Genomic DNA, 13,034 nt, shown 5'->3' with positions numbered 1-13,034 from the left:
TAACTAAAAAATACTCGAGACTCATTATTTATGGCGGAAATCTTAAAAAAGTTACCTTTCTACAATAAAACATGGTTTCAGTTTATTTTGTTTGTACTACGACGCTTTGAAGCTAACAATTGTCGTGAGCAAGCAGGCTCTTTAACTTACACCACACTTTTCGCTGTCGTGCCGATGTTGACCGTATTCTTGGTTATCATTTCATCGATTAAAGCATTAGAACCTGCTCGGCAACAATTACAACAATTGATCTACAGTAATTTTCTGCCTAAAACCAGTATCGCGTTTGATAAAGCATTGAATGCGTTTACTGACAATTCGAGCAACTTAACCATTATTGGTGTGCTGTTTTTATTCTTTACCACAGTAATGATGCTCACTAGCATTGAGACAGCATTCAATCGTATTTGGCGTGTGACAGAAACGCGTAATGGCATTATTGGTTTTATGCGCTATTGGACCATCATTTCACTGGGACCAATCCTGCTGGGTTCGGCTTTTGTGATTTCATCGACTTTAGCGTCTATGAACATCCTAAGCAATAATTTTGCAGGTTATGAATTGAATGGCACTTTTATTTTATGGGTCATCTCATTTGCACTCACCGCATTTGGTTTTTTTGCCTTGTATTGGACGATTCCAAACCGCTCTGTTCCAATAAAAGCAGCCATGATTGCTGCGATTTTTAGTGCTGTTACCTTCGAGTTACTGAAAAATTTATTCGGCTTCGTGATGACTAACTTTACCAGTTATCAGTTGGTTTACGGTGCTTTTGCAGCAGTTCCAATTTTCCTGTTGTGGATTTATCTCTCTTGGAACATCGTACTGCTTGGTGTTGAGATAAGTTATGCCCTCACAGCATTTCATACAGGTAAGACCCAAACGCGCCATCCAATTCTCATGCTTCTAGATATGCTTGAGTTATTCTATAAAAAACAAAAACAAGGTAAAACCGTAACCGATCTGGAGGCACTTGATATTTTAGGACGCGGTGAAATTGGCCGCTGGCCTAAATATGTTAATCTATTAGAACAGCAGAATATTATTAAACGTACAGATAATAATGAATATGTTTTGGTTAGAAATTTAGATCATCTTGATTTTTGGTCATTTTATAAATCATTGCCTTATACGCTGCCTGATAAAAATGATATCGGAAAAATTCATGAAGATGATGTATGGATGAACCGTATTGGTCCTGCACTGATTGAAGCTGATGATTATCTGGCTGCAAAGCTCTCCGTACCGCTATCGACCATACTTGAAGAAAAATAAACTCTTGCAATAAGAAAAGACCTCTATAGATCTTTTCTTATTTCGTAGACGGATTATATGGACGTGTAGATTGCCAACAAATAAGTGCGCCTAAGGTCACTAAGACACAACCGATCCAAAAGCTCATTAGAGGTTGCACATCTAGAATCAGCATCGACATCAGACTTGAAAAAATGGGCATAAAATACGTTGCCAAAATTAAAATTTTGAGATGTCCATATTGCATGCTTTGGTTCCAATTGCTGTAAGCCAAGCCAATTAAGCTGCCAATGACTACAACCATCAGCCATGTCATCAAATTCAGCTCAACAAACGGTTCTCGCATCACAAAATGTACAGCCCACAACCCAACTGCAGTCATTAGAAAAAGAAATGGAACAGCATTATGACCTTCTGCATATTTCTTGGTAAATATACTGTACAAAGGCCATAGTACGGCGCCGATGAAAGCAAATGAGTACGCCAATGGATTTTCAAGCACGGCCACCAATATGCTTTTCGGCTCGAGAATATCTGGATTAACAACCATCATTAACCCAAGAATGGCACATGCAAAGCCAGTAATCACCCAAATATTCGCGCTCAATTGCCGTGCAAGAATCGAAAATACAATCAGCAAAGGAGGCCAAAGATAATTAATCATTGATATGATTAATACCTGTTCTCGATGCGTTGAAAGTGCAATCGAAATTAAAAACAGGATCTCGTAGCCAACAAAAAGAGCACCACAGCCCCATAAGTATTTTTTAGGCATGAGTGAAAGCTTGGGAAAACCATTTTTCCATAACATGAACAATGCACTAAAACTATAGATCAGTGCCACCGCCTGTACCGGGCTTAATGATTCAGTTACAAGTTTCACCACCGCAACCAACGAGGCCCAAATCAAAATCGAGCTTAATCCCAGCCATGTGTACTGATTCAATGGAATGCTCCAATTCTTGCGCCGATTCGATCAAGATAAATTCTCAAACAGCGGTGTAAAGACACAATCATAATCCCTGCAAGAACCATACAAGAACCGACCAAGAAACTCGTTTCGATCTCCTCATCTAATAGCCAGACACCAAACAACATGCCGAACATGGGGGTCAAAAACGAAAACACACCTAAGCCATTTGCTAAATAAGTTCGTAACAACCAAAACCATAGCAGCAAACTTAAAAAAGACATGACAACCACATGAAATGTTAAGCTCAGAAACGCCAGTTGTGACCAGCGTACATCTGCTTGTCCAGTCCAAAAAGCTAAGGGTAATAAAAAAATAAAGCCCCCAAGCAATTGATAAAATAATGTTTGAGTGGGAGGCGCCTCAGAAAGCGTTGAAAATTTTAAAGAAATCGTAGTCAATGCCCACATCATCCCTGCCATTACAGCAAGAAAATCTCCCCATAAAATATGGTTGAGTTGACTTTGAGCTTGATCACGCACTAAAAAAGTATAAGCGATGCCAAAAAATGCGAACCAAATACCAAACCACTGGAAGTGATTCAATTTTTCAGCTTTGACTTTCCAATGTAAGCCTAAAGCCACAAAAATAGGCGCGGTATAGAGCAGAACAACAGTGTGCGCAGCACTGGTGTACCTGAGTGCCTCAGCAACCAAATAGAATTCTGCAGAAAATAAAAAGGCTAACCAAATTCCAGGAACAACATAACGGTAATGAAACAGTTGTCGCACTCGTTGTCGATACAATAATGGAACGACAAGCAAGGTTGCCAAACCACAGCGCAATGCGATTTGCATCAGAGGACTAATATCAGTAGCTGCAAGTTTCAAGATAATTTGCTGTAAACCCCAGACTAAACACAATACGATCATTAAGCTTGACGCCTGAAGGTCAAGACCTCTTCGCTCACCCATGAGTGGCACTCTTCACACAAACAAGTCGTCACTATACTGCTGACTGAATTAGAATATATAATTCGAAACAGACAACAAATACATTTATTCAGGCAATTTAATATGCCAAAACGCCATCCACATGAACTATTCGTTCAGTTAGATAATTATGATCATATCCAAGAGAATCTTTGGCTAACATTCCGCAATGATCCAGCCCATTCGGAATATCCTAAACACGGTCATGCATGGGGCGAATTTATCTATGCATTTGATGGTGTAATGGAAGTTCATATTGATCAAAATCAATATTTAACACCTCCGCCCTACGGAATTTGGCTACCGCCGCATCTGCATCACAGCAGTATTAATCTCACAGCTGTTTCTCATGCCACCTTATACGTGCATGAAAGCCTGTGTGATGCATTGCCCAAACAAGCAGGTATTTTACTAAGCTCCCCCTTAGTGACGGCGCTACTCAATGAACTCAGAAAAACTTATTTCAAACATGATCAACCCGAATATCAACGACTTTTAATGGTTTTACTGGATCAATTAAAAAGCTCACCCCTGCTCAAAAGCTACTTGCCCCATTCTGATCATCCTGCATTACAAACGATATTTACCTACATCCATGAGCATCTCAGTGATCAGCGTCCACTGAGAGATTATGCTCAAATGGTGAATATGAGTGAGCGCACTTTATCTCGCCTATGTGAAGCTGAAATTTCGATGTCGCTCAATGAATGGCGTCAACGCTTTAAAATTACACGAGCATTAAGCTTATTGTCTGAAAATAAAACCGTTGAACATATTGCTCTAGATTTGGGCTATGCCAACGCCTCAGCCTTTATCAATATGTTTAAACGCTGGATGCACATCACGCCCCAACAGTTTCGTAAAAACATCAACTCAGACAATCTCTAGCCATAAAAAAAGGATGAACCATCATCCTTTTTAATTGAGCTTGATGCATCATTAATGCACTTGCGTAGTCCACACAAAATCTTGTTTTAAGCCAGTCAAAGTCATTTTGAGCTGATCACCCGATTCCAATGGTCCCACACCTGCAGGCGTACCCGTCATGACAACATCACCAGACATTAAGCTAAAGTTTTGACTGATTTCTGCCAAAAGCGCTCCTAATTTAAAAATCAGTAAACCCGTATCACCATGTTGCCTAAGTTGATCATTAATTTCGAGCTTAAACTGGACTTGATCTAATGCTGGGACCTGATCAAGCGAAATCCAATCTGCCAAAATACAAGATCCATCAAATGCTTTCGCACGTTCCCAAGGTTGTCCTTTCTTTTTAAGCTGATCTTGTTGATCTCTTAAAGTCAAATCCAAACCAAGGGTGACTGCACCTACTGCTGCTAATGCCTCTTGAGGATCCGTAACGTTTTTGAGCGGTCGATCTATTCGTAATGAAAGTTCACATTCATGATGACACTGTCCCAATGCACGATTCCAATCAATCCCTTCTGCTAAGGACACCAAGCTACTCGGCGGCTTGATAAATAAGACAGGTTGATCAGGAATCGCATTACCTAATTCTTGAGCATGCGCAGCATAACTGCGACCGACACATACAATTTTTGATGGAACTGCACTCATGAAAATCTCTCTTATTTATAGTTTGAGTAATGAACTCATCAAAACTTAACGTTTTTGGAATGTATTTTCAAACAGTGTTCTGTCTACATCAGACTCAAATGCACGTTTTGGAATAATGACCACTGTATGATTTTTGAGTTCAAGCATATAGGTCAATTTACCCACTACAAATTTTTGTACTTCACTGTAGGCAAATGCTTGTTTAGGACGACCACTTGAAAAAAGCTCGGCAGAGTTTTGAAACAAATCGATACCTTGTTCAGTCTTACCAAATTGATATTTTTCAAACTGACGCTTGAACATCATAGGTAAGAACCAGTAACGCATAACGATTTGTAAAAAGATAAAGAACGTGCCTAAAGCCACGTAATAGCGTCCTACACCCTCTAATCCAAGATAAAGCCCCCAAATCACGATCGCAATACTGACAAGTGGCGTTAAAAAACGCGTAAATTGTTTTTTGCCAAAAGTAGCTAATGCAAAACCATCCTGAGACTCTTGTAAATTTAAGAAGTAACGGACAGATAAAACTGGTTGAGTATCAGACATAGGGGATTCAACAATCGATTTTCTTAAGCAAAGATATTACACCACTTTACCTGAAATCGAATTGTCGTTTTAATGAATACTGTTGATTACATCATCGCACTATTGATGAAAGCATCACACGATTTACAATGACACAAAATAAAAAGTCTAAATTCATAGTTCAGGATGAAAATGAAATACTTTAACTATCGAGCATTGTGCTTAAGCCTTATTTTTATACCCAGCTTGTCGTACAGCGCGATTATTGAATGGAAAGAAAATATACCCAGTGCGTTAAAACCATTTCAAAATAATAGTACCGAACTCGCCAGCATCGCCAAAGATCAGATTCTCATCTATGCGCACACAAATACCCAAACATCTATTCCGACACGCAAAAAACAACCCAATCCAAATGTGAAGTTCACATCATCTGCCATCGTATTGCCTGTTAATGAAGAAAAGGTCGCCAAAACGCTTTCACAGTTTGAAAATTTTGTTGGATTATTCCCGACATTGAAATCAGCTAAAATATTAAATCAAGAAAAAAATATCACTCAGGTTCAATATAAAATTTCCATTCCAACACCAATACCAGTGCTCAACTTTAATGAGACCATAGTGTTTCAGCATCATATTGAAGCCAATAGTATTTCAAGTTTGATTGTGGATGCACCTGTTCCTTATGGTCTAGGCAAATTTGAATGGTTCAAATTGGATCAAAATCATACTCTTCTGACCCTAACGCAATGGGGAGATTTGAACCAACCTAAAGGTTTTCTATTTAGCAAAGTTCTGAATGCAGTGCCTGAAGCAAAAATGGGAATTCCAAGTGGTACACATGCATTTTTACTTGAATCAATTCGAAAAAAATTAACAGCGCCTTCTTCGAGTGCGCTCAAACCAGGACAATTTCCATCCGACCAATTAACGACAAATCAAATAGCCAAAATCGCACAAATCAGTCGTATCACCGAACACCCTGTAAGTTTTGTCCATACACCGACAACCGTGCCTTATCAACACGGTGCAGAATCAATGCGTTTTGTGACGACGTATCAGTATTATTCCCAACCAGTGCAACAATTACAAAAATGGACACAGCCTGTACATTATAAAAAGCTGTTTCCCCGCCAACTCAAATCTATTGATATCGAAACCCTAAAAGACCAAACACAATTGGCAGATTTTAAAGTTGAACTCGGGTTAGGAGTTATTCAAATTCCATTCCGATTTAAACTAAATTTTAGCTTTCCTCATTCGAATCAGAATAGTTTTTATGCTCAAGGCGGTGATCTGAAATACATTAAAGGAAAAATGCAATTTGATAAGTTTCAACAAGGTACTTTATTGAAAATGACGAATGCTGGAAAAATAGATGAAAAAGCACCGTTCCTGATTCGTGCAGCACGGAGCTTGCCTTATCATGATGTGCTCCCTACAGTTGGGGCGAATGTCGTCTTTGCATTGAAAGTCAAAAACGAAGAGCAGAAGAAATAAGATAAAAAAATAGACACAAAAAAACCGCAATTAAGCGGTTTCTTCTCTTTTTTTACATCTTAGAGATGATCAAGTTGGTGCGCTCAGAGAGATTCGAACTCCCGACCCCTTAGTTCGTAGCCAAGTGCTCTATCCAGCTGAGCTATGAGCGCGACGTCTTGATGGAGTGCATTATATATGAATATTATTATTTGTTAAGTACTTTTTAATAAAATTTAAATCAAGCGAACAGTATTTATACGTAAATGTAAATTATGGCTAGATAATCAACAATTTAAGAGATGGTCAACAAGATCAATCCAAATTCCAAACAATCCTGAGTTGGATTGATGATGTTTTTATAAGAGCTAATATCTATTAATTAAAAATAATATGTGTAGAAATTTTAAAATTTATTTCTTTCTTAAGTAGCTAATAAAATATGATGATTTATAGCATCACTTCATTCTAGAAACAAAAAAACCGCAATTAAGCGGTTTCTTCTCTTTTTTACATCTTAGAGATGATCAAGTTGGTGCGCTCAGAGAGATTCGAACTCCCGACCCCTTAGTTCGTAGCCAAGTGCTCTATCCAGCTGAGCTATGAGCGCGTACTTGAGTGTCTTACGACTTCGTTACATCGATTAACTTGATTGGTGCGCTCAGAGAGATTCGAACTCCCGACCCCTTAGTTCGTAGCCAAGTGCTCTATCCAGCTGAGCTATGAGCGCATTTCAAGTTTATCGTTGGCGGTGAGAGAGGGATTCGAACCCTCGATACCAGTAATAGGTATGCTTCCTTAGCAGGGAAGTGATTTCAGCCACTCATCCACCTCACCGTAACGAGACGCCATAATACAAACTTCGTCCCTACTCTTCAAGTGAGAATTTAAAAAATTCTATGTTTTTTGTTCAATCATATATTTTTTAAACAATTTTCAGTTTTTTTGCCTTTAATCTGCATTAATTTCACTTTAATACTGTCTATTCTGCATCTCTTTTATAATTTATGAACTAAAAACACTTTATTGCAATCATTTACGTGCAGTATTTCTCATCATGTCTTATGCTAAACTTATCTTCTGATATGAAGCCAAAGACATTATGAAAAATTGGGTCGACCCTGAAGCCAAAGCGGAAGCTGAACGTTACGATAATCCTATTCCAAGCCGTGTTCTGATTCTAGAAACGATTGAGAATAAGAAAAAAGCATTGTCTCATGCAGACCTTGTGGAACACTTCGAAATTGCGGATCAAAAAAGTATTGAAGCACTTAGTCACCGTTTAAGTGCGATGGTTCGTGATGGTCAATTGACGAAAGAAGGTTATAAGTTCCAGCTTATGGCAGATCAACCTGTTCATGATGCGACCATCTATATCAATAGCAAAGGTTTAGGGGTTGCGAGTATAGATGGTAAGAAAGAAGAATATTTGTTACCTGAGCGTGAATTACGTCAAGTCTTCCATGGTGACCGAGTTAAAGTTCAACAGACCTCTGTTGACCGTAAAGGTAAACCATGGGGTTTCATTACTGAAATTACCCAACGACGCGTCAAACAAATCATTGGGAAACTCGCAGAATATGAAGGTGAATACTTCATTCAACCAGCAAATCCAAATGCGCATCAACCGATTACCTTAGAAAAAGAACTCATTGCGCATGCGAAAGCTAAAGTTGGTGATTCTCTTCGAGTTGAAATTGATGATTTTCCAAATCGTGAAGAGTTTGCTACAGGTCATATTATTCAATCTATGGCCGACAAATCTGATACTGAAATTATTATTCCTCAAACCATTTTAGAATATGGTTTACCTTACGAATTTCCAGAAGAAGTAGTTCAAGAAGCTGAAAGTTTTAAAGAACCGACAGCACGAGATCGTCAAGGACGCATTGATTTAAGAGATTTACCCTTAGTCACAATTGACGGTGAAGATGCGCGTGACTTCGACGATGCTGTCTATGCAGAAAAACGTCCTGGTGGCGGCTATCGCGTCGTGGTTGCAATTGCAGATGTCAGTCATTATGTTCGTATTGGTAAACCTTTAGATGATGAAGCACAAGAACGCGGTACATCTGTGTACTTCCCTCACTTTGTCTTACCGATGTTGCCTGAAGCACTTTCAAATGGCTTATGCTCACTCAACCCAAATGTCGATCGTCTATGTATGGTCTGTGATTTGAATTTAAGTCGCGCAGGTAAAGTCACAAAATTTGAATTCTATCCGTCGGTGATGCACTCTAAAGCACGACTCACCTATGACCAAGTTGCAAAATATTTTGAAGGTGATAGTCAAGCTGTACCTGAAGATCGTACAGTGCGTAAATCACTGAATACATTATTCCAACTTTACCTAGTATTAAAAGGTTTACGTGCAGAACGCCATGCAATGGAATTTGAAACCGTTGAAACGTACATGACCTTTGATGAACTTGGTGGAATTAAAGAAATTCTACCAAGATCACGTAACGATGCTCATAAACTCATTGAAGAATGTATGTTGTTAGCCAATGTCGCTGCTGCTGAATTTGCTTTAAAACACGAAATTCCAATGTTGTATCGTGTGCATGAGCCACCTGAATTCTCACGCATTCAAAAAGTTCGCGACTTTGTTAAGTTATTAGGTTTGAAATTCCCTGATCAACCTACGCAAGCGGACTACCAAGCGGTCATTGAAGCCACTAAAGACCGTATTGATGCGCCAAGTATTCATGCTGTGCTTCTTCGCTCCATGATGCAAGCTTATTATGGGCCAAATAACGCTGGTCACTATGGTTTGGCGTATGAGGCATACACTCATTTCACCTCTCCAATTCGTCGTTATCCAGATTTATTATTACATCGTGCTATCAAAGCACACCTGAAAAATAAACCTGCACCAGTCTCAGGTGGCGCACTAGAAGAAGCCGGTAATCATTTCTCGGCAACAGAACGTCGAGCTGATGAAGCTTCTCGCTCAGTAACCACTTGGTTAAAATGCCATTATATGCAACAGCATCTTGGTGAAGAGTTTGTTGGCGTCATTAGTGCTACGGCTGAGTTTGGTCTATTTGTCACTTTAAAAGATTTATATGTCGATGGTATGGTCCATGTAAGCCAGCTTGGCGATGACTTCTTTGTCTTCGATCAAGCGAGTCAAAGTTTAGTTGGGCAAAATCGTGGTCAGACCTTCGGTTTGGGTGATGAAGTACGCATCAAGGTTGCAGGTGTCAATTTAGAAGAACGTAAGATTGATTTTGAATTGATTCAACAACTCAGCCATGCAGGTCGCGCTATTCGTAGTCGAGCACCACGTGTCGTAAAGGAAAAACCGGTCACCAAGCAAGAAGCGTTAAATCGCATGTTGAATGAGCCTGTCGAACTCCTAAAAGATAAAGATGAAAACGGTGAACGCCCTGTTCGTAAGAAAAAGTCCAAGGCAAAACCAAGCTCTTATTCTAAAAAATCAGACAAAAAATCTGATGGAAAAGTAAAAGATAAAGCGAAAAAGAAAGCTAAAGTGAAAAAGAAAAAGTCGAATGCGAAAGCTAAATTAGACTAAATCTTTAAAGAGCGCTACGGCGCTCTTTTTTATTTATAATCAATATTATATTAACAAAAAGATATTGTTATGAACGTCACCGAAATCCTCACACTTATTATTTCTTTAACAGCCTTATTAGTGACATATTTAGTTTTTAAAACTAATCAAGCACCTCAAATTATAGCTTATGCAACTCCCCATTATGGAAAACAGAGTTTCATTCAATTACATATAAAAAATATAGGAAATGGTATCGCAGAAAATATAAAAATTACTAGTTCTCATCCAATACCTCGACGTGCATTTGGTATTACTCACTTGAATGATCCTGTCGAATATTTTGAGACAGGAATTTTTAAACATGGAATCAAAATAATGCATCCCAATCAGGATTATTTTTATGATTGGGGACAATATGGTGGACTAATAGAAGCATTAAATGACCAAGTACTAATTTTTGAAATCAGTTATCAATTTAGGTTTCCTTTGTCTCTTTGGAAATCAAGAATAAAAGATATTTCATCAATCAATATTAGAGAGCTAGAAGAACTACCTGCATCTACTGGTGATTTAAACAATCAACTAGAGAAAATTCACAAAGAATTAGAAAAGTTTAATAAAGAATTCTTAAAAAGACCTAAATAAACTTGATTTCTCTATCCGAGCCCCTTACATCTATACTTAACTCAAAATATTAATTGGCATGACATTATGACTTTAGAAAAGGCAACTTTGCCTGTACCCGATTTTTCTCAAATTACACTTGATCAACTTAAAGCACAGATTGAACAAGCGATTCAAAATGGTCAACACTTTATAAACCAACTCGAGAAAGTCCCAGACACGGTACAATTACAATTAAATGTGCTCGATCAAATCGATGAATTAGAAAACCAAATGAGCGAATCTTGGGGAATTTTGTCTCACTTAAATACTGTGATGAACAATCCTGAAACCCGCGAGATTTATCAGTCTCTTTTACCTAGCTTAAGTGAATACTACACACAATTAGGGCAACATACTGCGCTCTATCAAACCTACCAACATGTGCATGATGCACCTATTTTTTCGGATTTACCAGAAGCTCAACAGAGTGCGATTAAACTTGCACTTAGAGACTTTAAACTCTCAGGCGTGGCTCTAGAAGGCGATGCAAAAAAACGCTACGCAGAAATATCAGCTCGTTTATCGCAGCTTTCTTCAGATTTTTCTAACCACGTTCTTGATGCCACACAATCATATTTCAAACCATTAACTGAAGATGAACTTGCTGGTTTACCTGCGAGCAGTATCGAACTGCTAAAGCAATACGGTCAACAACGTGAACTCGATCAAGCCGTGGCGACATTGGATTTCCCTTCTTATCTTGCGATCATGACTTACGCAGATAATCGAGAGCTTCGCGAAGCCTTATATAAAGCATATACCACGCGAGCGTCGGATCAGTCAGATCACCCTGAATATGACAATACTGCGGTGATGGAAGAAATTCTCAAATTGCGCCAAGAAATGGCTCAACTTTTAGGTTTTGATCATTATGCAGCATATTCACTGGCAAGTAAGATGGCTCCAAGTGTTGAAGCTGTAGATCAATTCCTGATTGAGTTGGCAGAACATGCTCGTAAACCTGCCCTACAAGAAATTGAGGCATTAAAAGCAATTGCTCAATCTCATGGTGTAGATGAACTACAACCTTGGGACACGACGTATTTCTCGGAAAAACTCAAAGTTCAACAGTTTAATCTGTCTCAGGAAGCACTTAAGCCATACTTCCCTACCCCTGTCGTCGTTCAAGGTTTATTTAAAATTGTGGAGCGTTTATATGGTATTCAAGTCATTGAACGTGAAGCACCAGTATGGCATCCAGATGCACGATATTATGAGCTTGAAGATCAAGGCAGTGTCGTAGGTGGATTCTATTTTGACTTATACGCTAGAAGTGGGAAACGTGGTGGAGCATGGATGAGCGGATTCCGCTCACGTATGCAAACCAATAATGGTATGCAAAAACCGATTTGTTACATGGTCGGTAATTTTACACCACCGATTGGTCAACAACCTGCGCTTTTGACACATGATGAAGTCGTAACTCTTTTCCATGAGTTTGGACATGGCCTGCATCACATGCTCACAGAAGTAGATCATATCTCTGTTGCAGGTACACATGGTGTCGCTTGGGATGCCGTCGAGCTACCAAGTCAGTTTATGGAGTTCTGGACTTGGGATAATGAAAGCTTGGCTTTAATCAGCCAACACATTGAAACCAAAACACCGTTACCTGAAGAACTCCTTAAGTCGCTTTTGGATGCGAGATTTTTCCAATCAGGCATGCAAACCCTTCGTCAGCTTGAGTTTGCCATGTTTGATTTGAATATACATAAACAATCACCTGCTTTAGATGCAATAGGTATTCAACACACTCTAAACGAAATTCGTGAACAATATGCTGTTCTCCCTACAGCACCATACAACCGATTCCAAAATAGTTTTAGCCATATTTTCGCAGGGGGTTATGCCGCAGGCTACTACTCTTACAAATGGGCTGAAGTTTTAGCAAGTGATGCATTCGATCGCTTTGAACAAGAAGGCATCTTCAACCAAGAGACTGGACTTGCTTTCCGCAAAACAGTGCTTGCTGTAGGCGGTAAAGATACAGCGCTTGATGCCTTTGTTAAATTTAGAGGTCGTGAGCCTAAAATTGATGCATTATTACGCCATCAAGGTTGGACGAATGACACTAAAACTGCTTAAACTACGCTACTAATTTTTGAAG

The 13,034-nt window shown here is 39.0% G+C and carries 10 protein-coding genes and 4 tRNA genes; 6 read left to right on the top strand and 8 right to left on the bottom strand.

Annotated elements, in window-relative coordinates; genetic code table 11:
- The first annotated feature begins 30 nt into the window (after positions 1-30).
- Positions 31-1,275, top strand: coding sequence for a YihY family inner membrane protein (locus AC1M9B_RS12625; protein ID WP_481592029.1), 1,245 nt, complete (start codon positions 31-33; stop codon positions 1,273-1,275).
- A 37-nt stretch (positions 1,276-1,312) separates the two neighbouring features.
- On the opposite strand, the gene yddG is transcribed toward AC1M9B_RS12625, so the two are convergent.
- Positions 1,313-2,200 (bottom strand): aromatic amino acid DMT transporter YddG, encoded by an 888-nt coding sequence (gene yddG, locus AC1M9B_RS12620; RefSeq protein WP_481609213.1) that lies wholly within the window; start codon positions 2,198-2,200, stop codon positions 1,313-1,315.
- The gene (locus AC1M9B_RS12615) at positions 2,197-3,138 is read right to left on the bottom strand and encodes a DMT family transporter (protein ID WP_481592031.1); all 942 of its coding nucleotides are present in this window, start codon (positions 3,136-3,138) and stop codon (positions 2,197-2,199) included. The genes yddG and AC1M9B_RS12615 overlap by 4 nt, the downstream gene beginning before the upstream one ends.
- 102 nt (positions 3,139-3,240) lie before the next feature.
- Between AC1M9B_RS12615 and AC1M9B_RS12610 the strand changes: the two genes are divergently transcribed.
- A complete protein-coding gene (locus AC1M9B_RS12610) occupies positions 3,241-4,044 on the top strand; it encodes an AraC family transcriptional regulator (protein ID WP_481592032.1) in 804 nt (267 codons plus the stop codon).
- A gap of 51 nt (positions 4,045-4,095) precedes the next feature.
- On the opposite strand, the gene AC1M9B_RS12605 is transcribed toward AC1M9B_RS12610, so the two are convergent.
- Positions 4,096-4,734: a fumarylacetoacetate hydrolase family protein gene (locus AC1M9B_RS12605; RefSeq protein ID WP_481609212.1), complete on the bottom strand. Its 639-nt coding sequence runs from the start codon at positions 4,732-4,734 to the stop codon at positions 4,096-4,098.
- Positions 4,735-4,779: 45 nt separating this feature from the next.
- Positions 4,780-5,283, bottom strand: a complete 504-nt coding sequence (locus tag AC1M9B_RS12600) for a YcxB family protein (RefSeq protein WP_035265193.1) — start codon at positions 5,281-5,283, stop codon at positions 4,780-4,782.
- Between the two features lie 171 nt (positions 5,284-5,454).
- Here AC1M9B_RS12600 and AC1M9B_RS12595 point away from each other — a divergent pair, with 171 nt between their 5' ends.
- Positions 5,455-6,762, top strand: coding sequence for an SRPBCC family protein (locus AC1M9B_RS12595; protein WP_481609211.1), 1,308 nt, complete (start codon positions 5,455-5,457; stop codon positions 6,760-6,762).
- Between the two features lie 75 nt (positions 6,763-6,837).
- On the opposite strand, the gene AC1M9B_RS12590 is transcribed toward AC1M9B_RS12595, so the two are convergent.
- From AC1M9B_RS12590 to AC1M9B_RS12575, 4 genes are all read right to left on the bottom strand, one after another.
- Positions 6,838-6,914: transfer RNA gene (locus AC1M9B_RS12590), tRNA-Arg, on the bottom strand.
- A 360-nt stretch (positions 6,915-7,274) separates the two neighbouring features.
- Positions 7,275-7,351, bottom strand: a tRNA-Arg gene (locus AC1M9B_RS12585).
- A 43-nt stretch (positions 7,352-7,394) separates the two neighbouring features.
- Positions 7,395-7,471 (bottom strand) — tRNA-Arg (locus tag AC1M9B_RS12580).
- 16 nt (positions 7,472-7,487) lie between these two features.
- Positions 7,488-7,578: transfer RNA gene (locus AC1M9B_RS12575), tRNA-Ser, on the bottom strand.
- 262 nt (positions 7,579-7,840) lie between these two features.
- On the opposite strand from AC1M9B_RS12575, the gene rnr reads away from it, so the two are divergent.
- The 3 genes from rnr (at position 7,841) to AC1M9B_RS12560 (ending at position 13,012) form a co-directional block, all read left to right on the top strand.
- Positions 7,841-10,279, top strand: a complete 2,439-nt coding sequence (gene rnr / locus AC1M9B_RS12570) for a ribonuclease R (protein WP_481609222.1) — start codon at positions 7,841-7,843, stop codon at positions 10,277-10,279.
- A 69-nt stretch (positions 10,280-10,348) separates the two neighbouring features.
- Positions 10,349-10,906, top strand: a complete 558-nt coding sequence (locus tag AC1M9B_RS12565; RefSeq protein WP_179999281.1) for a hypothetical protein — start codon at positions 10,349-10,351, stop codon at positions 10,904-10,906.
- Positions 10,907-10,972: 66 nt separating this feature from the next.
- Positions 10,973-13,012 (top strand): M3 family metallopeptidase, encoded by a 2,040-nt coding sequence (locus tag AC1M9B_RS12560; RefSeq protein ID WP_481609210.1) that lies wholly within the window; start codon positions 10,973-10,975, stop codon positions 13,010-13,012.
- Positions 13,013-13,034 lie beyond the last annotated feature (22 nt).

It is taken from the genome of Acinetobacter sp. ANC_7513 (assembly GCF_056779915.1).
This window is presented reverse-complemented; position numbering and strand designations above follow the sequence as displayed.